17 protein-coding genes and 1 pseudogene are annotated in these 21905 nt (G+C 70.2%); 5 read left to right on the top strand and 13 right to left on the bottom strand.

The window, feature by feature from the left end:
* Window positions 1-146 precede the first annotated feature (146 nt).
* The 4 genes and pseudogenes from SM418_RS24170 to SM418_RS24185 form a co-directional block, all read right to left on the bottom strand.
* Complete coding sequence (locus SM418_RS24170; protein ID WP_371943431.1) at window positions 147-1859, bottom strand: prenyltransferase/squalene oxidase repeat-containing protein; 1713 nt, start codon at window positions 1857-1859, stop codon at window positions 147-149.
* Complete coding sequence (locus SM418_RS24175; RefSeq protein ID WP_371943432.1) at window positions 1856-2812, bottom strand: terpene synthase family protein; 957 nt, start codon at window positions 2810-2812, stop codon at window positions 1856-1858. The genes SM418_RS24170 and SM418_RS24175 overlap by 4 nt, the downstream gene beginning before the upstream one ends.
* Complete coding sequence (locus SM418_RS24180) at window positions 2809-4182, bottom strand: cytochrome P450 (RefSeq protein ID WP_371943433.1); 1374 nt, start codon at window positions 4180-4182, stop codon at window positions 2809-2811. The genes SM418_RS24175 and SM418_RS24180 overlap by 4 nt, the downstream gene beginning before the upstream one ends.
* A 478-nt stretch (window positions 4183-4660) precedes the next feature.
* Window positions 4661-4819 (bottom strand): annotated as a pseudogene (locus tag SM418_RS24185) (EamA family transporter RarD); the annotation flags it as partial.
* Window positions 4820-4895: 76 nt separating this feature from the next.
* Here SM418_RS24185 and msrA point away from each other — a divergent pair.
* Entirely contained in the window at window positions 4896-5546 is a 651-nt protein-coding gene (gene msrA / locus SM418_RS24190; protein ID WP_371943434.1) for a peptide-methionine (S)-S-oxide reductase MsrA, read from the top strand.
* Between the two features lie 426 nt (window positions 5547-5972).
* Here msrA and SM418_RS24195 read toward each other — a convergent pair whose 3' ends face one another.
* From SM418_RS24195 to SM418_RS24205, 3 genes are all read right to left on the bottom strand, one after another.
* Window positions 5973-6293, bottom strand: coding sequence for a hypothetical protein (locus tag SM418_RS24195; protein ID WP_371943436.1), 321 nt, complete (start codon window positions 6291-6293; stop codon window positions 5973-5975).
* Between the two features lie 286 nt (window positions 6294-6579).
* Window positions 6580-7761, bottom strand: coding sequence for an NAD(P)/FAD-dependent oxidoreductase (locus SM418_RS24200; protein WP_371943437.1), 1182 nt, complete (start codon window positions 7759-7761; stop codon window positions 6580-6582).
* A gap of 80 nt (window positions 7762-7841) precedes the next feature.
* Window positions 7842-8786, bottom strand: coding sequence for an RNA polymerase sigma-70 factor (locus SM418_RS24205; RefSeq protein ID WP_371943439.1), 945 nt, complete (start codon window positions 8784-8786; stop codon window positions 7842-7844).
* 892 nt (window positions 8787-9678) lie between these two features.
* Between SM418_RS24205 and SM418_RS24210 the strand changes: the two genes are divergently transcribed.
* From SM418_RS24210 to SM418_RS24220, 3 genes are all read left to right on the top strand, one after another.
* On the top strand, window positions 9679-10122 hold the full coding sequence (locus tag SM418_RS24210) for a PPOX class F420-dependent oxidoreductase (protein ID WP_371943441.1): 444 nt from the start codon (window positions 9679-9681) through the stop codon (window positions 10120-10122).
* Between the two features lie 189 nt (window positions 10123-10311).
* Window positions 10312-11088 (top strand): methylenetetrahydrofolate reductase, encoded by a 777-nt coding sequence (locus SM418_RS24215; RefSeq protein ID WP_371943442.1) that lies wholly within the window; start codon window positions 10312-10314, stop codon window positions 11086-11088.
* Between the two features lie 45 nt (window positions 11089-11133).
* Window positions 11134-11475, top strand: a complete 342-nt coding sequence (locus tag SM418_RS24220; protein ID WP_371943478.1) for a thioesterase family protein — start codon at window positions 11134-11136, stop codon at window positions 11473-11475.
* A 259-nt stretch (window positions 11476-11734) separates the two neighbouring features.
* On the opposite strand, the gene SM418_RS24225 is transcribed toward SM418_RS24220, so the two are convergent.
* From SM418_RS24225 to SM418_RS24235, 3 genes are all read right to left on the bottom strand, one after another.
* Window positions 11735-12565: an ABC transporter permease gene (locus tag SM418_RS24225; RefSeq protein ID WP_371943443.1), complete on the bottom strand. Its 831-nt coding sequence runs from the start codon at window positions 12563-12565 to the stop codon at window positions 11735-11737.
* Entirely contained in the window at window positions 12562-15015 is a 2454-nt protein-coding gene (locus SM418_RS24230) for an alpha/beta fold hydrolase (RefSeq protein WP_371943445.1), read from the bottom strand. Before SM418_RS24230 ends, SM418_RS24225 begins: the two co-directional genes overlap by 4 nt.
* A 90-nt stretch (window positions 15016-15105) precedes the next feature.
* A complete protein-coding gene (locus SM418_RS24235) occupies window positions 15106-15747 on the bottom strand; it encodes a TetR/AcrR family transcriptional regulator (RefSeq protein ID WP_371943446.1) in 642 nt (213 codons plus the stop codon).
* A 112-nt stretch (window positions 15748-15859) separates the two neighbouring features.
* Here SM418_RS24235 and SM418_RS24240 point away from each other — a divergent pair, with 112 nt between their 5' ends.
* Window positions 15860-17518 carry an MDR family MFS transporter gene (locus tag SM418_RS24240; protein WP_371943448.1) on the top strand — a complete coding sequence of 553 codons (1659 nt, stop codon included), beginning with the start codon at window positions 15860-15862 and terminating at the stop codon, window positions 17516-17518.
* Window positions 17519-17542: 24 nt separating this feature from the next.
* Here the strand turns inward: SM418_RS24240 and SM418_RS24245 are convergent, their stop codons facing one another.
* The 3 genes from SM418_RS24245 to SM418_RS24255 form a co-directional block, all read right to left on the bottom strand.
* Window positions 17543-18433, bottom strand: coding sequence for a SecDF P1 head subdomain-containing protein (locus SM418_RS24245; RefSeq protein WP_371943449.1), 891 nt, complete (start codon window positions 18431-18433; stop codon window positions 17543-17545).
* Window positions 18434-18637: 204 nt separating this feature from the next.
* Window positions 18638-19669: a 2-oxoacid:ferredoxin oxidoreductase subunit beta gene (locus tag SM418_RS24250; protein WP_371943479.1), complete on the bottom strand. Its 1032-nt coding sequence runs from the start codon at window positions 19667-19669 to the stop codon at window positions 18638-18640.
* A 79-nt stretch (window positions 19670-19748) separates the two neighbouring features.
* On the bottom strand, window positions 19749-21590 hold the full coding sequence (locus tag SM418_RS24255) for a 2-oxoacid:acceptor oxidoreductase subunit alpha (RefSeq protein ID WP_371943450.1): 1842 nt from the start codon (window positions 21588-21590) through the stop codon (window positions 19749-19751).
* Window positions 21591-21905: the final 315 nt, after the last annotated feature.

The following is a 21905-nucleotide window of genomic DNA, read 5'->3' on the forward strand; positions in this document are numbered from 1 at the left end:
TGGTAGGTGCAAGGGCGACGGCTAGCCGCCGTTCCATACGGCGTAGAAGACTAGCAACACGGCCATAGCCCCTCAAGGTGAATCGTCAACGCGGAACACTTTGTCGTATTCGATGCGCGTGTCGGCTTACCGGGATGTGGCCAATTTCACCTCCGTGGAACATTGTCCCCGGACGCGGGCACGGTACGGGCCAGGTGCAGTGCCGCCAGCACCGCCGCACGCACGATCGCCGACGGCCGGTAGAGGTCCTTGTCGACCCACAGCGCCGGCTCGTCCGCGCCGTCGCCGTTCGCGCTGGTCAGCGAGCGAAGCAGGTGCGGGACGGCCCGCGCGACCGCGTCCCGCTCGGCCGCGGCGGGTGCCCGGCCAGTCAAGAGGAGGAGTTGCACCGCGTAGGCGGTCTCCTCCGGCGTCCCGTCCCAGCGGCCCCACGACCCGTCCGGCCGCTGCGATCCGAGGACCCACCGCCGGGCGGCGTCGACCGCGGCGGCCGACTCCGTCCCGCCGAAGCCCGCCAGCGCGATGGCGGTGCACGCCGTCGCGTAGAGGGGGGAGGCGTGCCAGCGGTCCGTCCAGCTGCCGTCCGGCCGCTGCCGCTCGCGGAGCCAGCCCGCGACCTTCGCGACGGTCGAGGCGTAGCGGGCGGCGTCCGCGCCGCGCCGGCCGCCGGTGCGGACGCTCGCGGTGACGTACTCCCCGAACGCCTCCAGCACGTGCGCGTTCGTCGTGATCGACGCGCCCTCCTCGCCCTGCCACGTGCAGAAGTGGGTGTCCATCTCGTAGGCGTAGAGGACGTCCGGGCGGTGGGGCGCGCCGAGCAGGGCGAGCGCGTACAGCGCGCCGGCCGTGGTGTCGGCGTCCGCCGGCAGGCCCTCCGCCGCCGGGGTGCCCGCCGGGCCGAGCGGCGCCGTCAGGCTGAGGACGAGCGCCGGCGGGACGGCGACCGGGACACCCGCGCGGACCAGCCACGCCAGCACCCAGCCGCGCTCGAACACCGTCAGCGGGAAGCCGCACGGCACGGGCCCGCCGTGCTGCGCCACCACGGTCTCCAGATACCAGCGGGCGGGGCTGCTCGGCTCGTCCGCCGCCCGCGCGGCCAGCCAGGCCGCGGTCGCCGCGGGCGACGCGCCGATCGTCCCGGTCGGCTCCGGTCGCAGCCCGTCCGGGCCGGCCGGCTCGTCCCCGGCGATCTCCAGGGCGTGCAGCAGCTTCTGCGGGACGTCCGCGCCGGAGCCGAGCAGCGCCCGCACGAACTCCAGCTTCGCCCCGCCGATCCCGGCGGGCGGGCCGAGTTCGCGGCCCGCCCAGTCGGCCAGCCCCGGGACCGGACGGTCGCGCAGCCGCGCCAGCGAGGCGTTGATCCGCTCGGTGAGGGCCGGTGCGATCAGCTCGATCGCGGGCAGGTCGGGCAGCTCCATGGAGGCCGCGGACGGCCCGCACATCCGATCGCCGATCGTCCGCAGCCCGGTGGCGGCCGACCGCACCAGCCGTGCGCCGTCCACGGTGGACCCGTGTCCGCCGCCCGCCGTCGCGCGGTCGCTCGTGAGCTCGGCGAGCAGCGCCTCGACCGCGCTCAGGGTCGGGACGAGCGCGTACCCGTCGGTCGGCGCTCCCCAGCTGCCGTCCGGCCGCTGCTTCTCCAGGAGATAGGAGAGGCGCCGGTCGTGGCCGCGCAGTCGCGGGGCGAGCGTCACCAGCCGCCCGGTCTCGTACACCGACGGCGAGACCTGCCCCCACGGGTGCGCGACGAGTCCGTCGATCAACTCGCGCGCGGCGCCGGCGGTGTCGTCGACGCGGGCGGACGGCTGCCGGGGGGACGGGACGGCGGTCGTCGTCACTGGACGGTCGTCGACGCTCACAAGGTGCCCCAGAAGTCGGTCACTCCGTAGAAGCCCGCGCAGAAGTCCATCTGCCGTTCCATGTACCGCGCCAGGTCCGGAACGCTCTCCGCGGCGTCCCGGAGCAGCGTCCGGGCCTCACTGGTCAACTCCCCGATGCGTTCCTCGACCTCCGCGCGCGTCCGGTCGAGGAGCAGGCCGTTCAGGTCGCCCCACTGGACGTCGCGCTCGTAGGTGCCGAGGTCGTTCAGCAGCCGGACGACCCGCTGGACGGCCCGGCTCGCCTCGCGCACCACCGGAACGTCTCCGCCGCCCCCGGACGCGATCCAGTGCGAGGCGAAGACGAAAGAGAAGCCCAGGTTGTCGGCGTTCGCGAGGTATTCCTCGAACGACGGCCCGGGCTCGCCCCGCTCGCGCGCGGCCTTCCAGTCCCATTCGAGCGCCATCGCGTCGAGCACGCGCTGCAACTCGTCCCGCCAGACGTGCCGGAGCGCCGGGAAGGCCGGCTCGGCCTCCAGTTCGGTGCGGACGGCGGCGAGGAAGCGTGCCAGCTCGTCCTCCGCGGAGGCCCCGTCCCCGGGGGGCGCGCCGTCGGCGATGTCGGCGCACAACCGGACGAGGCGCGCCACCTCCGCGCGGGACGACGCGGTGTAGTCGACCAGCCAGTCGAGGCCGAAGCACCACAGGCAGACCCGGTTGGCCATGCGCAGCCGCCCGGCGGTGAGCCCGGGGCCGCTGAACGCCGCCGCGAGCGCGAGCGTGCTGAACAGCGCCGGATCGAACGCCTTCGCCTCGTACAGCGCGGGATGCTCGGCGGCCCACGCGCGCATCTGCCGCTGCGCCTGGCCCGCGACGGCGCAGATCGTCCCGGCCTCAAGGGCGGGCGTGACCGGCGCGGCGGCTCCGGGGGCCGCCGTGTTCCGGCGGCCCGGATGATGAGGGTCGGTGAGTTCGTCGGTCGCGGTCTCCGTCATCGCGACCGCTTCATCGGCTGAAGCTTCAGGTAGAGCGGCTGGTTGGGACGGAGCGTCGCGCCGATCCGCGCCTCCACCGGACCGTCCGTCGGCACCAGCGACGGGCGGTACCGGCTCAGGATGGCGGTGAGAATCAGCTCCGCCTCCATGTTGAACACGTGCCGTCCGATGCACTGGTGCGGACCTCCCCCGAAGGGGTAGTAGGCGTAGCGGTGCCGGGTGCGGTTCGCTTCGGCGGTGAAGCGCTCGGGGTCGAAGTCGAGCGGCCGGTCCCATACCGATTCGAGGCGGTGCGTGAGGAAGGGGCTGACCAGCACGGTCTGCCCCGTCTTGATCGGGACGCCGCCGATGTTCGTGTCGGAGAGGGCGATCCGGGGGAAGATCCAGCCAACCGGGTACAGGCGCAGGAGTTCCTGGACGACCTGCTTCACGTACGGCAGCCGGTGCAGATGCTCGGGCTGGACGTCCTCGTCCCCGACGACCCCGGCGATCTCCGCGCGGAGCCGGTCGGTCACCTCGGGATGCCCGTCGAGCATCGGCCACAGCCAGGTCAGGGCCACGGTCGTCGTCTCGGTGCTGGTGGCCCACATGGCGAGCAGGTTGTCGCGGATCCACTGGTCGTCCAGGCCGCTGCCTTCGGTCATCCGGGCCTTGCACAGCGCGGTGAAGATGTCGTATCCCTCACCCGCGTCGTAGCGGAACCGGTCGACGAGCTCGTTGAGCGTCTCGTCCATGACCTCGAGCCCCTCGGCGAAGGCGCGGTCGCCGGGCAGCGGGATCGACTTCGGGACGAACGGCAGCAGGAAGCGGAACGCGATCGAGGTGGCCAGCCGCTCCATCGCCGGGATCATCCGGTCGGCCTCCGCCTGCCGGATCTTGTCGCCGAACAGTACCTTGATCACGGTGTCGTGGACGATGCGTCCCATCTCCGGCAGCACCTCGATGGGCCGGCCCTCGCGCGCCGGTTCGTCCAGTTGCCGGACGGCCTCGTTGATCGCCCGGGCCATGTGGTCGCTGAGCGACCTGATGGTGCGGGTCGAGAACACCGGCTGCAGGATCCGCTTGCTGAGCTCCCACTCGTCGTACTCGGACATGATGCTGTCGCCGAACAGGCCGTGCAGGGGGCGCCAGAACGTCCCGTCCCGGACGAAGTTCTGCGACTCCTTCCGCAGCACCTGCTGGACGTGGTCGGGGTGGGTCACCAGGTAGGGGTGGGAAGCGCCGAGGTCGAGCCGTGCGATCTCACCCCCCGCCGCGGTACTGATGCGCAAGATCTCCCGCAGCGGGTCTCGGACGAACCGGGAGACCGTGCGGTAGAGCGGGAAGTTCTTCGCTCTCTGGACAGGAACGGCGTCAACGTCGACGGACACTTCCGACTGCCCCCCAAAGTGAGGTTGAAAGCAATCGCCCCTCTGCCGTGACCGCTGTGCACGAGCGGCGGGGCAAAGGGGAGCGATTCGAGATCTCTGTAGGCGTCTGCGATGGTTGGGCGATTTGTATATTTCTGTGGGAGTATCACATGATCAATTGCCGCGATCAAGGGGGTGGAGGAAAGAAATATTGACCAGCTGCAAGTGGCGTTCATCACTTACCGGTCGGTTGTCTCACTTATTGAGACCGTTTGGGGGCGTCCGTCCAGGTGGCAGCCCGGAACGGCCTGCGCGTCAAGAGTCGAATGTGCGGGGCGGCAAGAATCGCCCGGCGAAAAATGTCCGCTTTATCCGAATTACTGACGGTTATGGTCGGTAGGCAGAAGGTCCGGCCATGCCAGGCGTCCCGCCACCCGCACCTCGCCGGTCACCGTCCGCGCTCCGCAGTGCGCGACGATCGCGTAGGTGCCCGGCTTCACTGCACCGCGAGCACCGCGCCCACCGCGACCAGCGACCACATGATCCGGTGCGCGAGGATCTCGACCGGCCCCGCCGGCTTCAGCAGCGGCCAGTACAGCGGGAACAGCCCCCATATCGCATAAGCCGCGATCCCGAACGCAACGCCCCGCTTCGCCACGTTCGGCAACCTACCACCCGTAACCAGCCAACTAGATCTACGCTCATGACCTGACCGGCGAGCTAATCTGAAAGACATGTTCGGCTTTGCGAAGACCCAGATGGTCACTCCGGAGAAGGCACTGCCCGGCAGGGACGAGCCCATGCCGGTACCCCCGCGCCACGAGGTCCTCGCCGCGCCCCTGGCCCCGCCCTTCCCGGACGGCGCCGAGATCGCCGAGTTCGCCCTGGGCTGCTTCTGGGGCGCCGAACGCAAGTTCTGGCAGACCCCCGGCGTCATCTCCACCGCCGCCGGCTACGAGGGCGGCTACACCCCGAACCCCACCTACGAAGAGGTCTGCAGCGGCCAGACCGGCCACACCGAGACCGTCCGCGTCGTCTACGACCCCGCCAAGGTCTCCTACGACGAACTGCTCCGCGTCTTCTGGGAGTCCCACGACCCCACCCAGGGCATGCGCCAGGGCAACGACGTCGGCACCCAGTACCGCTCGGCCGTCTTCACCCGCACGGACGTCCAGCAAAAGGCCGCCGAAGCCTCCCGAGACGCCTACCAGCAGGTCCTCAACAAGGCCGGCTACGGCCCCATCACCACCGAGATAACCAGCGCCCCCGACTTCTACTACGCCGAGGACTACCACCAGCAGTACCTCGCCAAGAACCCCAACGGCTACTGCGGCATAGGCGGCACGGGCCTGAGCTGCCCAGTGGGCGTGGCTCCAGCCGAGTAGCACTGGTCGCTCCAGCTTCTATGCAAAGTCGACCTTCGCCGTCCCCCAGGCCATAGCATTGATGCTATGGCTTGGGGTGCTGTGGAGCTTGAGCCGGAGGTGCGGCAGTGGTTGGAACTTCTACCGACTCCGCAGTTCGCTACGGCGGCGTTCTACATCGACTTGCTCGCCGATGAGGGGGTGCTGCTCGGGGAGCCGACACGCGGCAGCTCGATGGCAAGTTGAGGAGTTGCGTTTCCACCTCGACACACAGGCCGTACGTGTGACCTACTGGATCGCTTCTGGAAGACGAATCGTCCTGCTGACGGTGTTCCACAAAACACGCATGCGAGAAGATCGAGAGGTGGAACGCGCTCGTAGGTGCGCTGCGGCTGTGCTTACCTGCCGAGCTGCGTGGTCGGCGCGGGTCTGGCGGGGCCGATCCCGTCAGTGCTTTGTGATCTTTTGAATCGAGATATCAGGCCAGGGCGGCCGACGCAGTACCGCTGCGGTCGCCAGCCCCGCGGAGACCAGCCCGATCAACCCGCCCAGCAGCGCCATCCGGGACCCGTCGACTGCTGGCGTCCAGGACGCCTTCCCGTTGTGGACGACGAAGACGCCGAGGGGCGTGGCCCGCGGGTGCCTGCCGCCGATGACCCTGGCGACCGGAATCACCGTGGCGCCATCGGGCCTGTCGTACGGCTCACCGAACACACGCTGCGCTGCCTCACCGCTTCGCAGCCGTTCCAGGTGTTCTCCTGCTCCCATTCGGCCTCCCCGGCTCGCACCCGTGCTGATCGACACTACACACCCGTTGCCCACAGCCGGCCCTACGTATCCAGCCCGCTCGGACGCAGCGCCGAGGTCCTGGTCTGAGAGCGATCGATGAGGCTGGGGTGGCGACGAGTGATCGGGCTGTCGGGTGGTGGGCGTGGATCCGGCGTGGCGCAGCCGCTCAGCGGCGGGGGGCGACCCGAGCAGTGCGCTGGTACTCAGGTGCCGGGCGAGTGGGCAACCATGCTCGCCCGGCACCTCTCCACGACAAACGCTTTCGTCATGACCGGGTGAGGACCCTGGTCTCCGCTGCGTTGGTGACCGCGAGGCGGCGTCGGCGGCTCGGCATCATCATGGTCGGGTGGGAGATGCTCCAGGCCGCGCTGGCGCAGATCATCTCCTTGATCCGGGCGGCGGTCCGTCCCGTGATGACGGTGGACGTCACCTGGTCGTCGGCGGTCACGCGCTGGATGATTCCACCGCGGCGTCCGAGGCTGATGCACTGCACGGAGTAGCCGATCGTGGTCTCGGGAACCTCGCGACCGGCCAGGCGCGCGGCGATGACGTCGGCTGCCAGCCACGCCATCGGGTTCGCCGAGGCGCAGGACATCCGCAGCGGCTCGCCGCCCGCCCCGTCGGCCAGCGCGGCGTCGCCGACGGCGTACACATCGGGGTGGGAGACCGATCGCATGCCGGCGTCGACGACGATTCGGCCGCTGCCGGACACCTCGAGAGCGGTGGCGGCCGCGATCGGGTGGACGGCGAAGCCCGCGGTCCACACGGTCACCTGCGCCCGGATCTGTTCGCCCGCATCGGTGACCACGCTCTCCGCCTCGACGCGCGTGATGTCGGCGTGGTCGTGCACCGTGATGCCGAGCCGGTCCAGGGCGCCGCGCAAATGGCGCTGGGCCTTGTCGCTGAGCCAGCCGCCGACGCGGCCCCGGGCGGCGATCGCGACATCGAGGTCCGGGTGGGCTTCGGCGATCTCGGTGGCCGTCTCGATGCCGGTCAGGCCGCCGCCCACGATCAGCACGGTCCCACCGGGCTCGACCTCGTTCAGGCGCGCCCGCAACCGGAGAGCGGCCTGCTTGCCGGCCACGTTGTGGGCATGCTCGGCGACGCCCGGGACGCCGTGATCGGCGACGGCGCTGCCCAGGGCGTACACGAGGGTGTCATAGGCGAGGGTCTCACCGCCGAGATCGACGGTCTTGGCCTCCACATCGACGGCGGTGACCCGGGCCGTCCGGACCTGCACGCCGGTGCCCGCGTAGAGGTCGCGCAGTGGCCGAGGCCGCAGATCCTGTCCGCTCGCGAGCTGGTGCATGCGCACCCGCTCGACGAACTCCGGGTCGCCGTTGACCAGGGTGATCTCGACGTCGTCGCGGTGCAGCCGCCTGGCGAGGCGGCCGGCGGCGTTGGCTCCGGCGTACCCGGCCCCCAGGACGACGATGCGGTGCTTCATGGCTCGCTCCTATCTGGTCGCTGTCACCTCCTGAACCGGACAGCCGAGCGATCCCTGACAACGAGCGAGTGTGATCCGGGTCACCATTTTTCTGCCGGCGGGCGATGAGGACCAGCGGCCGCCCACTGGCGCGTGATGCGCTGAAGCTTGTCCGGGTTGACCTGGATGTGGACCGCGGCGACCCCGCCGGGAGTCGCGTCGAGGCAGATCACGCCGATGACCTGCTCCCCGACCTCGACCAGCACGGCAGGACCGCCGTTGACGACGGCGGCGTGGAAGGCGGGGCTGCCACCGGCGAGGGCTCGTTTGGAGTCGCTCGGCCGGAACATGCCGCGCAGGTACTTGGCGATCTCCATTGCCCCGATGACCGGGGTCTTGCGGGCGGTGACCTTGCCGCCGCCGTCGGCCACGCTGACCGCGTCGTCGGCGAGCAGCCGGATCAGCGGCTCGGTGTCGCCGCTGAGGGCCGCGGCGAGAAACTCCTCGACGATCTTCCGTGCGGCGACCGCATCGATCTCCGCGCGGGATCGTTCGGCGGCCAGATGCAGCCTGGCGCGCCGGTAGATCTGCTGGCAGTTCGACTCCGTGACGTCCAGGATCTCCGCGATCTCGCGGTGCGAGTACCCGAACGCCTCGCGCAGCACGTACACCACCCGCTCATTGGGGGACAGCCGCTCCATGAGGGTGAGCATCGCCATGGAGACCGACTCGCGCTGCTCGAGCGTGTCGGCGGGACCGAGGATCCGATCTCCGTCCAGCACCGGCTCGGGCAGCCACTGCCCTACGTAGGTCTCTCGCCTGGCCCGCGCCGAGTTGAGCTGGTTGAGGCAGAGATTGGTGAGCACCTTGGTCAGCCATGCTTGGGGCGTCTCGATCCGTTCCCGGTCCGCCGCATGCCAGCGCAGGTACGTGTCCTGCACCGCGTCCTCCGCATCACCGGCCGATCCCAGCAGCCGGTAGGCGATCGCCTCCAAGCGCCCCCTGGATCTCTCGAACAGATCGGCCTCGTGCGTGTGGAGCGACATTGCCCCATGATCGGGCATAACGCCAGGCCACGTCCACGCACCGCCGCCCCGACTGCCCGCCGGGTCCATCCGAGTCCAGCGACGGGTGCACGCCAGTGGCCGGTTCAGCTGGTGACACGTCACCAGCGCCGTTCGACTGTCCCCTTGGTGGCGACCCGCGCCTTTGTGCGAGAACGAAGCTTGGCGCGTCGGCTGCGCCGTTGCTCAACTCGGGCAAGGCGGCGCTCGACGGCCAGTCCGGCTTTCTCGCGACGAAGGCGCCGCTGCAGCCTGCTTTCGACCCAATCTCCGAGGGGCAGGTCTGGCTCCTTCTGCCATGTCTTCGGCCGCCGACGCCCCAGCCGCTCCTCAACCTTCCCCGCCCGCTCGGCGTCGGGCCTGCCCGCAGCATCCCGAAGAATCCGCTGGAGACGGTGGCGGTTCGCACGATTAGGGAATCGCTTGTTCAGCCGTACGGCATTCCTGGACGACTTGTCGTTCTCCGCGTAGGCGTTGCGGCGGTCTTTGGCATAGCTGAGCTGCTTCTTCTCTTGAGGGCTCCTGCTCCTCACCGCCCACCTGCCTTCGCCTGAGATATGGGGACCCATTAGCCGCGCAGTGTACCTCTGTGCATCTTAAAGACCGCGCCTGCGTGGACGGCGTGACGAACAACTTCACACACGCCCCCTGACCTGCGAGGAACTCATTGCCACGGGGCTGCTGGCACTCACTCACGGTCCGGCCGAGCTATGGCGGCGGATTTCATTGGCCGGGAAGAAGGCGGCCGGCTTGTTGCGATCGAAGCGCGTGCGCGGACTGACGGCCCGGGGCTCCACCGGCTCCGGTGAGGGCCTGGAGTACGTACGCCACTTTGGCTTGACCTCGATTATGGTTGAGGTAGCAGGCTCGTGACATGGTCTTCACTGCTGCAGAGATCGCATACCTCGCCGAGCGTTCGCTGGGACGCCTGGCGACCATCGGGCCGGGCGGAGCGCCGCAGGTCCAGCCGGTGGCCTTCTGGACGAACGCGGACACCGGGACGATCGACGTCGGGGGGCCGGCGTTGACCAGGAGCCAGAAGTTCCGCAACGTCCAGGCCGATCCGCGGGTCTCCTTCGTCGTTGACGATCAATCCGAGACCCCCAATCCACTTGGCCAGACGGGGCGGGGTGTGGAGGTGCGCGGGGAGGTTGAGATCGTGGTCCTTGATCCGCCGCTCCTTGCGGTATTCGCCAAGGAGACGCTCCGCATACACCCGCGCCGGATCATCACCTGGAACGTCGAGGAGTTCGGTTCGGGCTCGTCCGAACGGCTGCCGCACCTGCAGGGCTACAGTTCTCGCAACATATCCCGTTAGGGATCGGGCCTTCATGCGCCTACATGGCTTTCGACCTCAGCCGACGGAACATCATCGCAGCGGCCCTGGACCTCACCGACCAGGCGGAACGCGATGCGGCCGCCTCGCAGACCTCCTGTGAAGTGGACGCGGCTATCCTTCTCCTGACGTCCGGACGGTCGAGAAAGCTGAAGCATCGTGGCTGGGAGGATGCTCGTGGGGTTTGAGGTTGTTTGTGAGGTTGAGCCGCCGACCCGGCCTGATCTGCAGAAGGTTCGCCATCAGATCGGCGTTCTGAGTCCGGTGGCGGACTCGTTCCTGATTCCCGATAACCATATCGGGCGGGCCACCGTGTCGAGTGTGGCCGTCGCCCATGAGGTGCAGGCCATGGGGGCGCAGGGGATCGCCTGTCTGAACTCGCGGGATCGGAATCTGCTCGGGTTCCGCAGGGACCTGCTCACGGCGGCCGCTTACGGGGTTGAGCGCTTTCTGTTCGTCTACGGGGACAAGCCGAGCGCGGGCGGACGGACGAGTGAGCTGACCGTCCGGGCGATGATGGACGAGGCCCGTGCGGCGAGCGAGGACGAGGTGTTCGCCGGGTGCGGGCCGTTCCAGGTCGGGGTGACGTCCGGGCTGCGGAAAGTGCCCGAGTGGAAGCTGGCCGCGGACTTCATGTTCGTCCAGGTCAGCTACTCGCTGGAGAACCTGCTGCGGTGGCGGGAGAGCGTCGAGGTGAACGGGCCCGTCTACGCGGGCGTCATGGTTCTGGCGAGTGCCGGGATGGCACGGAATCTGGCTGCCGCCATTTCGGATATCGATATTCCTGCGGAGCTTGTCGAGGCCGTCGAGCGGGATCGTGGCGCCGGGGTAGAGGCGGCTTGCGAACAGGTGCTCGCCATTCGGGACTCAGGGGCGTTCGACGGGGTCCATCTCGTTCCGGTCAGCCGGTATCGGGAGGTCGCGGCACGGCTTGAACGGGAGTTGTGACGAGAGGTGGAGTTGACGGCGGGGTCGCACGCGCGGGTGTCCATTGTGGTCGGGGATGGTGACACGGCGGTCGCGATGGGGAGCGGGGATGTCCCCGTGCTGGGGACGCCTCGGTTGCTGGCGCTCGCGGAGGCGGCGACCGTTGAAGCGCTCGCGGGCCGTCTCGGCGACGGTCAGACCTCTGTGGGGACGCGCGTCGAATTGGAGCACCGTGCGGCCAGTCCGGTCGGTGTGCGCGTGACCGTGACGGCGGAACTCGAAGAGGTCGACGGGAAGCGGCTCGTGTTCGAGGTCGAGGCCGTCGACGAGCGCGGTTCGGTGGTGGCCATCGGACGCGTGGAGCGCGTGGTGGTCGACCGGGATCGGTTTCTGGCGCGGCTTCAGTAGGGGAGCAGGCGGCCCGAGGGGGTCCTCAGGTCGGGCTGGCTCGGTTGACGTGGGGGCTTGGGGCGCTTGATGAGCTGCTGCCGTGCCATGGTGATCATCTCCCCCCAACGGGCCTGACTTAATCGTCGCCACTTCGTGTGACGCAGCCGGCTTCCGCGTGGTTCGCCGAGCTTATGCGACGAACACTGCCGGTTCGACCGATTTTCAGGAAGATCTGTCGACGGAGCGTGAGTGAATGATCACCGAATGTTGCTGAAATTCACGAGACGATGTCGCGGCTTCGGAAGCGGCGGAAGGCCAGCGCGAACAGGATCAGGGCATAGGAAAGGGATATCGCGGTGCCCTTCGCCATGCCCGTCCATTGGATTTGGGGTTGCAGGGCGTCCATCCACGAGTACATCCAGTGGGTCGGGAGGAAGTCGCGCCAGGAGCCGAGGGCGGTGACGGCGTCCAGGATGTTGCTGACGATGACGAGGCCGACGGCGCCGCCGACCGCGCCGAGGGGCGAGTCGGTGGTGACCGACAGCAGGAACGCCAGGGCGGCGACGACGAGCTGCGCGACGAGCGAGTAGCCGATGATGATCGCCATCCGGCCGAGCGCGGTGCTCACCGGGACGGTGCCGCCGGTGGGGAGTTCGACGTCGCCCCAGCCGAACCCCGCCGTGCCGGCCACCAGGGACATCAGCGGCAGGCTGACGACGGCGACGACCGCGTAGGAGAGGGCGACGATCAGTTTCTGGCGGAGGAGGCGGCCGCGCGGGACGGGGGCGGCCAATAGATACCGCAGCGACGACCAGCCGGCCTCGCTCGCGACCGTGTCGCCGCAGAACAGGGCGACCGCGACGACCAGCAGGAAACCCGTCGAGACGAACAGGGCGAAGAGGGCGAAGTTCAGCGCGGACGATGTGGCGACGTCCACCAGGCTGGGCATGCCGTCGGGGCCGGGGTCGCCGCCGAGCTTGAACGCGAGCACCAGGACCCAGGGCAGGACGAGCAGGATCCCGAACGCGACGAGGGTGCGGCGGCGCCGGAACTGGCGGACGGCCTCGACCCGCAGGGGCAGGGTCCGCCGGACGTCGTAGGTCGTCATGGGGCCTCTCCGATGATCTCCAGGAACGCGTCCTCCAGGCGGCGGCCGGAGCCGGTGATCTCGCTGACGGGACCGGCGGCGACGCGGCGGCCGCCGGCCATGACGACCGCGTGCGTGCACGTTTGCTCGACCTCGGCGAGCAGGTGGCTGGAGACGATCACGGTCCGTCCGTCCGCGGCGTACCGGACGAGCACCTCGCGCATCTCGCGGATCTGGGGCGGGTCGAGGCCGTTGGTGGGCTCGTCCAGGACGAGGAGGTCCGGTAGGCCGAGCATGGCTTGGGCTATGGCGAGCCGCTGCCGCATGCCTTGCGAGTAGGTACGCACAGCCCGGTCTAGGGCGGACCCCAGGTCCGCTATACGCAGCGCTTCGTCCAGGTGGGCTTCGTCCAGGGGACGGCCGGTGGCGCGCCAGTACAGGTCCAGGTTGTCGCGGCCGGAGAGGTGGGGGAGGAATCCAGGCCCTTCTACGAAGGAACCCAGGCGGGACAGGACAGGGGCTCCAGGAGTGACACGGTGACCGAAGATGCGGATCTCGCCCGAGTCGGGGTGGATCAGCCCCATGAGCATGCGTAGGGTCGTGGTCTTTCCGGCGCCGTTCGGGCCGAGCAGGCCGAGAACCTGGCCCTTCTCTACTCGGAACGACAGGTCGGCCACGGCTAGATGGCCGTTCTTGTAAGCCTTCGTTAGGCCCGTTATCTCCAGCGGGACGTCGTTGCCCGTCGATGTGCCGCGCCTACGACGTCCGGGCAGGAGGATGGCGGCGGCCACGGCGACGGCGGCCAACGGCAGGGCCCACACCCAGGCGGGCAGTGGCGGAGATGCCGTGGTCAAGGAGGGGGCGGTGGGGACGCTCAGGGGCGAGACCACCTGCACCTTGTAGGAGGACGGTTCCGGGGGCGTCGCGAAGCCCATGTCGGTCGTCGCGATGACGAGGCGCAGGCGGTGGCCGCGGTCGAAGCGGTAGTCCATCGCCGGGAGCGTCACCGTGACCTCGCCGTCCGACACGCGGAACGGGGCCGCCAGGCGCCGCGCCGGAGCGGCCGTCCCGCCGGGCGGGACGTCGTAGAGCTTGGCGAACAGGGGCCCGTCCCCGCGGACCTTGAGGCGGACCGTGGCCGCCCCGGTCAGCCGCACCGGACGGTCCAGCGGGCGCGTGTCGAAGGTGGCGGTCTGCCCCGGCATGTCCGCCGGCAGTGACCCGCCCAGCGAGCCGAGGGACCCGAGCGCGCCCAGCCCCGGCATGGCGGAGATCGACGCCGGCGACCCGCCCGCCGGGTTGAAGATCGTCTGCTCGCCGCCGGAGAGCGACATCCCGACCGCATCGCCGGAAAGCCCTGGATACCGGGATGTCGTCGCCTCCTCCACGACGACCTGCTGCGTGGACGAGTCGAGCCCGCCCGCCCGCGTCACCGTGAAACCGTCCAGAGCGGGTGCTGCACCGCGGAGGCGCGCGTCGAAGAAGTCGCGCACCAGCCCCTCGACCCGCTCGGTCTCCGGATCGCCGCCGTCGTGCCCGCCCTGGAACCACACCACCGACACCGGCGCGCCGGAGGCGGCGATCGCGCGTGCGTTGGCGTCGGCGTGGTCCAGCGGGAACAGCGAGTCGGCCTGTCCCTGGACCAGCAGCGTCGGCACCTTGATCCGGTCGGCGACCGCCGCCGGGCTCGACCGGCGCAACGTCTCGATCGCCGACGAGGTCGGACGGCCCTTCGTCGCGATTTCCTGGTACATGTCGCACAGTGACGGCAGGAAACGCCCGCATGCCGTCCGGCCCGCGCCGCTCGTGAAGAAGACCCCCGCCCACAGCTTCTTGAACACGCCGTCCGAAGGCCCGGCGCCGGTGGCGGACGGGAACAGCGCGTCCGCGAGGCTGTTCCAGGTGATCTGCGGCGCGATGGCGTCCACCCGCCGGTCGTAGGCGGCGGTCATCAGCGCGATCGCGCCCCCGTACGACTGCCCCGCCATGCCGACGCGCGGGTCGCCCGGCCCGTCGAGGACGACCTCGGGACGTTTCGCCAGCCAGTCGACGAGCTGCCGGGAGTCCTTCACCTCGTAGTCGGGCGAGTTGAGCGCGATCTCCCCGGTCGAGCGCCCGAACCCGCGCGCCGACCACGCCAGCACCGCGTACCCGGCGCGGGCCAGGTCGCGTGCCTCGCCCGCCACGTCCCGCTTCGAGCCGCCGAAGCCGTGCGCCAGCATGATCGCCGGGCCTTTCGCCCGGCCGACCGGCCGGTAGAACGTCGTGTCCAGGAGGACGCGCTGATCGTCCTTCGGGCCGTCCAGCACGGCGATGCGCTGCTCGGACGTCCGCACGCGGGGCGCGTCGCCCGCCGCGACGCCCCAGGCGGCGCCGCCGCCCGCCAGAACGGCCGCCGTCCCGGCCGCCGTCCAGCGCGCGGCCCGTCCCGTCCTGCCCCACCGCGCCCGGAGAGCGCCCCCCAGCCTCATGGTCAGCACCCTAGTGCGCGGCACGCCGCGCGCCGCTCCGCCTGGAAGCCGACCTCCGCTGCGCCCGGCGGCGTATGCCGCCGGAGGCCGCTACATCTCGCGGCGGACGGGCGGGGCGAGAGCGGCGGTGAACATGGCGGTGAGGCGGTCGGTGACCTCGGCCGGGTCGGCGGCGCGCAGGTCGGTCAGGCCGAAGAGCCGCCGCACCGGCCCGCCGCCCATGATGATCGTGGACGCGAGCAGCGCGCGGGCGCGGGCGTCCGGCCCGTCCAGCTGGGCGATGATGGGCTGGACGATCCGGTCCTCCAGGTAGTGGAGCAGGATCTCCTTGACCTCGGGCTGCCCCGCCGACCGGTCCAGGATCCGGGACATGGCCGTGGTCGGGCGCTGGTCGATCTGCCGGACGAAGTGCTCGGCGAGCCGGCGCGGGAGCCCCGCCGGATCGCCCGCGATGACGCCGCGGATCACCGACTCGCCGGTCAGGACCTCCTCGAACAAGGCGGCCTTGGAGCCGAAGTACCGGTTGACGAGGGCGACGTTCGCCTCCGCCTGCGCTGCGATCATGCGGACGGTGACGCCGTCGTAGCCGTGCTCGCCGAAGAGGTCGCGGGCGGCGTCCAGGATGCGGCGCTCGGTCGCCTCCCGGTCGCGCTTCGGCCGCCGGTCCGCCGCGCGCCTCGTCCCGTGCGCGGCGGACGGCGCCGTGCGCTCGCCCTCGACTCGCATGCCCATCCCCGGATCCGTCGGTAACGGTCAGTGCTCAGTATCCACCGAGTTGCAAGTAAACAAGCGTCTACCTACGATACATGCACGACACAGGTAATACCGTTCTCATGGGGGCAGGGTGGCTCAGACCAGTGTGGCGTCGCAGGGGCCGGCGGCGTCCGAGCCGGCGAAACCGCAGTACACGCATCGTCAGATCCTGGAGATCCTCGCCGGCCTGATGATGGCGATGCTCACGTCGATGATCTCGACGTCGGTCGTCTCCACCGCCTTGCCGACGATCGTCGGCGACCTCGGCGGGCAGGACCAGCTGTCCTGGGTCGCCAGCGCGCCGCTGCTGACGATGACCGCGTCGACCCCGCTGTGGGGCAAGCTGTCGGACATCGCCGGACGCAAGCTGATGTTCCAGACCGCCCTGCTGATCTTCGTCCTCGCGTCGGTGGGCGCCGGGCTGTCGCACAACATCGGCCAGCTCATCACGGCCCGCGCGTTCCAGGGGCTCGGCACCGGCGGCCTGTCCGCGCTCGCCCAGGTCATCCTCGGGGACGTCGTCGAACCCCGGCAGCGGGGCCGCTACGCCGGCTTCATGGGCGCGGTGTTCGGCGTCGCGACGGTCGCCGGGCCGCTGCTCGGCGGCTTCATCGTGGACGCCGACAGCCTCGGCTGGCGCTGGTGCTTCTACGTGTGCGTCCCGCTCGCGGTGATCGCGTTCCTGGTCATCCAGCGGGTGCTCAAGCTGCCGAAGGTCAAGCGCGACACCCGGGTGGACGTGTTCGGCGCGTTCACCATCACCGGCAGCGCCGCCCTGCTGATGCTCGTGCTGTCCCTCGGCGGCACCGAGTTCGCGTGGAACTCGCGGTGGACCTACCTCCTGCTCGGGGGCGCCGCCGTCCTGGTCGTGCTGGCGGTCGTCGCCGAGCGCTCGGCCCACGACCCGATCCTGCCGCCCCGGCTGTTCCGCAACCGGACGTTCGTGCTGACGTCGTTCATCTCGGTCTGCATCGGCATGGCGATGTTCGGCGTGATGATCTACATGCCGCAGTACCTGCAGATCGCCAAGGGGATGAGCCCGACCGCGTCCGGCCTCATGACCCTGCCGCTCGTCATCGGCATGCTGGTCTCCTCGACCGGCTCCGGCCTGATCGTGACCCGGACGGGCCGCTACAAGCTCTTCCCGGTGGTCGGCCTGGCGTGCGTCGTGGTCGGCATGTACATGCTGTCGCAGCTGCACACCGACTCGTCGGAAGTCCTCATCGGCGCCGACCTCGCCATCCTCGGCGTCGGGATGGGCCTGACGCTGCAGATCCTGATCCTGGCCGCGCAGAACGCCGCCGCGCTCGCCGACCTGGCCTCGACGACGTCCGGCGTCTCGTTCTTCCGGAACCTCGGCGGCGCGATGGGCGTGGCCGCGTTCGGCGCGATCCTCACCAACCGGGTCGCGGACGAGATCGCCTCGGGCCTGCGGGCGGCCGGCGTCGGGATGCCGTCCGGGGCGTCCGGCGAGCTCGGCTCCCCGGAGCAGATCCAGAAGCTCCCCGAGCCGGTGCACGGGATCATCCAGGACGCGTTCACCAACGCGATGGAGACCGTCTTCCTGGTCGGCGTCCCCGTGGTGGTGGTCGGCTTCCTCGCGGTCCTCGCGCTGAAGGAGCTCCCGCTGCGCGGGTCGGCGGGCCGCGGCAAGCCCGCCGAGAAGCCGCCCGCGGACGATGCCCCCGGCGGGGGCGGCGTCGCCCGTCCGGCGTCTCCCACGGAGCTGGACATCCAGGCCCTCCAGTGAGAGGGAGCGACCTCAGGGGCCGTCTCAGCGGCCCTTGAGGTCGCGGACGAGCTGCCTCGCGGTCGCCCGGTCCGGCGAGCCGGTCACCACGACCTTCCCGTCCGTGATCGCCATGTCGACGCGGGGCAGGGTGACGAGCCTCTCGCCGACGACGAACGCGAGGTCCCGGCCGACCGTCGCGCGGGTCAGCCGGGCGAACGCGCTCCGGTCGACCGGCCGCAGCGTCACCGCCACGTCGTAGCCGCCGGACCCCACCCGCGACTTCTGGACGCGCAGGTCGGCGACCTTGCGGATCGCGATGCCCTGGGTGAGGTGGTAGCACGTCGGGCCGGTGCCGGCCTGGCCGGTGAGCCCCTGCGTTCCGGCGGGGCACGGCCCGGCCGTCGCCTGCGCGACGGGGTAGATGTGCAGCGGCTTGGCCAGCGTCACCGGCCGGGTCCGCATCGACGACGCGATCAGCCCGCCGGTCACCGCGACGGCCGCGATCAGCAGCCCCAGCGTGAGCACCATGACCAGCAGCGCGGCCCGGTGCTGGTCGGTGGCGTCGGCGGGGGCCGGGGACGTCCGCTGCGGCCGCCGTCCCGCCCGGCTCCGCTTGACCTCCGCCGCCTGCCGATGCCGCTGCGCCGCCCGCGCCCGCCGCCGCGCGGCCTCGCCGTCCGCGACCGGCAGCACGGCCGTGGCCGCTTCGGGTCTCGCCCCGCCTCGAAGGCCGTCCTGCCCGAGCGCCTTCGCCGGCTCCAGCTCCTTCGCCGGATCCAGCGCACGCCCCGGCTCGAGCGTCGGCGCACCGCCGTCAGCCTCGACGTCCGCCCGGGAATCGCCGATGGGCTGCGTGGCGCCCGTGCCGGGCGGTGCGGGGGCGGGGGGTTCACCGCGTGGACGATCCTTCTTGCGGCGCGGAATGACCCGCATCGTCACCTCCCCGGCTCCGTGATCTCCGCCAGTCTCTCAGGCTGAGACGTCCCCCCGCATCGCGTCTCGCCCGAAGAGCGCCGCGAATCGTCCCAAGGTCATCATGTCCAACCTTGCCCCGATCGCGGTCGTTCAATACGCGGAAAGGCCCGGCCCCGGACGAACCGGGGCCGGGCCCTGCGCGACGGCGATTAACGGATGTGCCTAATCGATGCGCCAGGTGTCGCCGGAACCGAGCAGCGCGGCCAGGTCGCCCTCGCCCTGCTTCTCGACGGCCTCGTCGAGCTGGGCCCGCATCAGCTCGTCGTAGGACGGGCGGTCCACGTCGCGGAAGATGCCGATCGGGGTGTGCTCGAACGCCGGCTGGTCCAGCCGCGACAGCGCGAACGCCTGCGACGGGTCCGGGTTGTGGGCGTCGTGGACGGCGATCTCCGCCGGGTCGACGTCCGCGACCCGCACCACCTCCAGCGACCCGGACGGCGTCCGGCGCAGCGCCTTGGACCGGTCCGCCCCGAAGACGATCGGCTCACCGTGCTCCAGCCGGACGGTGACGTCGTCGCGGACGGACGCGTCCTTCAGCGGCTCGAACGCGTTGTCGTTGAAGATGTTGCAGTTCTGGTAGATCTCCACGAGCGCGGTGCCGCGGTGCTGCGCCGCCGCCCGCAGCACCGACTGGAGGTGCTTGCGGTCGGAGTCGATCGTGCGGGCGACGAACGTGCCCTCCGCGCCGATCGCGAGCGACAGCGGGTTGAAGGGGGCGTCCAGCGACCCCATCGGCGTCGACTTGGTGATCTTGCCGAGCTCGGACGTCGGCGAGTACTGCCCCTTCGTCAGCCCGTAGATCCGGTTGTTGAACAGCAGGATCTTCAGGTTGACGTTGCGGCGCAGCGCGTGGATCAGGTGGTTGCCGCCGATCGACAGCGAGTCGCCGTCCCCGGTCACCACCCACACCGACAGGTCCGGACGGGACGTGGCGAGCCCCGTCGCGATCGCGGGGGCCCGGCCGTGGATCGAGTGGAACCCGTAGGTGTTCATGTAGTACGGGAACCGCGACGAGCAGCCGATGCCCGAGACGAACGTGATGTTCTCCCGGCGCAGCCCGAGCTCCGGCAGGAAGGACTGGACCGCCGCGAGGATCGCGTAGTCACCGCACCCGGGGCACCAGCGCACCTCCTGGTCGGTCTTGAAGTCCTTCAGCGTCTGCTTCCCGTCCGCCTTCGGGACGAGGGACAGCAGCGACTTCCCGTCGCCGCTGACGTCGCCGTTCCCGTTGCCGCTGACGACGCCGTTGCCGTTCCCGGCCGGCGAGCCGTTCTCACTCACTGTCGATCACATCCTGGATGACGCCCTGCAGCTCTTCCGCCTTGAAGGGCAGGCCGCGGACCTGGTTGTAGCCGATCACGTCGATGAGGAACCGGCCGCGCAGCAGCATCGCGAGCTGGCCGAGGTTGATCTCCGGGACGATGACCTTGTCGTAGGAGCGCAGCACCTCGGGCAGGTTCGCGGGGAACGGGTTGAGGTGCCGCACGTGGGCCTGCGCGATGGTCCGCCCGGTCGAGCGGACCCGGCGGACGGCCGCGGAGATGGCGCCGTACGTCCCGCCCCAGCCCAGCACGAGGACGCGGGCCGCACCGGACGGGTCGTCCACCGCGAGCGGCTCGATGTCGTTCGCGATGCCGTCCACCTTGGCCTGGCGCAGCCGGACCATCGTGTCGTGGTTGGACGGGTCGTAGGAGATGTTGCCGGACCCGTCGGCCTTCTCCAGGCCGCCGATCCGGTGCTCCAGACCGGCCGTGCCCGGGATCGCCCACGGACGGGCGAGGGTCTCCGGGTCGCGCTTGAACGGCAGGAACTCCTCCTGCGCCGGCTCGGCGAAGTTCGGCTCGATCACCGGCAGCGACGCCACGTCCGGCAGCTTCCACGGCTCGGAGCCGTTCGCGAGGTAGCCGTCCGACAGCAGGATCACCGGCGTGCGGTACTTGACCGCGATCCGGGCCGCCTCGATGGCCGCGTCGAAGCAGTCCGACGGGGACTGCGGCGCGATCAGCGGGACGGGCGCCTCGCCGTTGCGGCCGTACATGGCCTGCATCAGGTCGGCCTGCTCGGTCTTGGTCGGCAGACCCGTGGAGGGACCGGCCCGCTGCACGTCGATGACCAGCAGCGGAAGCTCGGTCGAGACGCCGAGGCCGATGGTCTCGCTCTTCAGCGCGAGGCCCGGCCCGGACGTCGTGGTGACGCCGAGCGACCCGCCGAACGAGGCGCCGAGCGCCGCGCCCACCGCGGCGATCTCGTCCTCGGCCTGGAACGTCCGCACGCCGAACTTCTTGTGCTTGGAGATCTCGTGCAGGATGTCGGACGCCGGGGTGATCGGGTACGAGCCAAGGAAGATCGGCAGGCCGCTCTGCACGCCCGCGGCGACCAGCCCGTACGCGAGCGCGAGGTTCCCGGTGATGTTGCGGTACAGGCCGGGCTCGTGCTCGGCCGGCTTGATCTCGTACTGCACCGAGAACGCCTCGGTGGTCTCGCCGTAGGACCAGCCCGCCTGGAAGGCCGCGATGTTCGCCTTCATGATCTCGGGCTTGGTGGCGAACTTACGCTCCAGAAAGCCGAGCGTCCCCTCAGTGGGACGGTGATACAGCCAGGACAGAAGCCCGAGCGCGAACATGTTCTTCGCGCGCTCCGCGTCCTTCTTGGAGATGTCGAAGTCCTCGAGCGCCTTCACCGTCATCGACGTCAGCGGCAGCGCGTGCACGCGGAACTCGGCGAGCGAGCCGTCCTCGACGGGGTTCGTCTCGTAGCCGACCTTGGTCAGGTTGCGCTTGGTGAACTCGTCGGTGTTGACGATGAGGTCGGCGCCGCGCGGCAGGTCCGCGAGGTTGGCCTTGAGAGCGGCCGGGTTCATCGCGACCAGCACGTTGGGCGCGTCCCCGGGCGTGAGAATGTCGTGGTCGGCGAAGTGCAGCTGGAAGCTGGACACGCCGGGCAGCGTCCCGGCGGGGGCGCGGATCTCGGCAGGGAAGTTCGGCAGCGTCGACAAGTCGTTGCCGAACGCCGCCGTCTCCTGGGTGAAGCGGTCACCGGTCAGCTGCATGCCGTCGCCGGAGTCGCCGGCGAAGCGGATGATGACGCGGTCGAGTTGCTGGACCTGTTTGGTCACAGAGGAAGACCTCCTCGACGGGCAGCACCCTTCCCGGGGGAGGCACCCGGGATCGTGATGCTACTTAGGCTTACCTTCATGGTATGTCCGGGATCGGATGGTGTTCTCGGGACGACCGCTCACCGGGGAATACGACCTGGGGCGGCGTCCTAGTTCATCCCGAACACAGGCTGCTGCGCTGCCGGCACAGGTCGACGTGCAGTCGCCTGACCAGCCGCCGCGCAGGGCGCGTCGAGGAGCCGCGGCTCCCCAGGGGCGTGGAGTTCACGATGCGAAGTGTAGACAGCGCGGACACCGCCCGGCGGCACCGCCCCT

The sequence above is a fragment of the Actinomadura chokoriensis genome (assembly GCF_041463665.1).
Taxonomy (GTDB): Bacteria; Actinomycetota; Actinomycetes; order Streptosporangiales; family Streptosporangiaceae; genus Spirillospora; species Spirillospora chokoriensis_A.

Bases quoted from the DNA above. Each gene is read 5' to 3' on its own strand.
- SM418_RS24175 (WP_371943432.1), bottom strand. From the start codon at position 2,812: ATGACGGAGACCGCGACCGACGAACTCACCGACCCTCATCATCCGGGC.
- msrA (WP_371943434.1), top strand. From the start codon at position 4,896: ATGTTCGGCTTTGCGAAGACCCAGATGGTCACTCCGGAGAAGGCACTG.
- SM418_RS24195 (WP_371943436.1), bottom strand. From the start codon at position 6,293: ATGGGAGCAGGAGAACACCTGGAACGGCTGCGAAGCGGTGAGGCAGCG.
- SM418_RS24200 (WP_371943437.1), bottom strand. From the start codon at position 7,761: ATGAAGCACCGCATCGTCGTCCTGGGGGCCGGGTACGCCGGAGCCAAC.
- SM418_RS24205 (WP_371943439.1), bottom strand. From the start codon at position 8,786: ATGTCGCTCCACACGCACGAGGCCGATCTGTTCGAGAGATCCAGGGGG.
- SM418_RS24210 (WP_371943441.1), top strand. From the start codon at position 9,679: ATGGTCTTCACTGCTGCAGAGATCGCATACCTCGCCGAGCGTTCGCTG.
- SM418_RS24215 (WP_371943442.1), top strand. From the start codon at position 10,312: ATGCTCGTGGGGTTTGAGGTTGTTTGTGAGGTTGAGCCGCCGACCCGG.
- SM418_RS24225 (WP_371943443.1), bottom strand. From the start codon at position 12,565: ATGACGACCTACGACGTCCGGCGGACCCTGCCCCTGCGGGTCGAGGCC.
- SM418_RS24230 (WP_371943445.1), bottom strand. From the start codon at position 15,015: ATGAGGCTGGGGGGCGCTCTCCGGGCGCGGTGGGGCAGGACGGGACGG.
- SM418_RS24235 (WP_371943446.1), bottom strand. From the start codon at position 15,747: ATGGGCATGCGAGTCGAGGGCGAGCGCACGGCGCCGTCCGCCGCGCAC.
- SM418_RS24245 (WP_371943449.1), bottom strand. From the start codon at position 18,433: ATGCGGGTCATTCCGCGCCGCAAGAAGGATCGTCCACGCGGTGAACCC.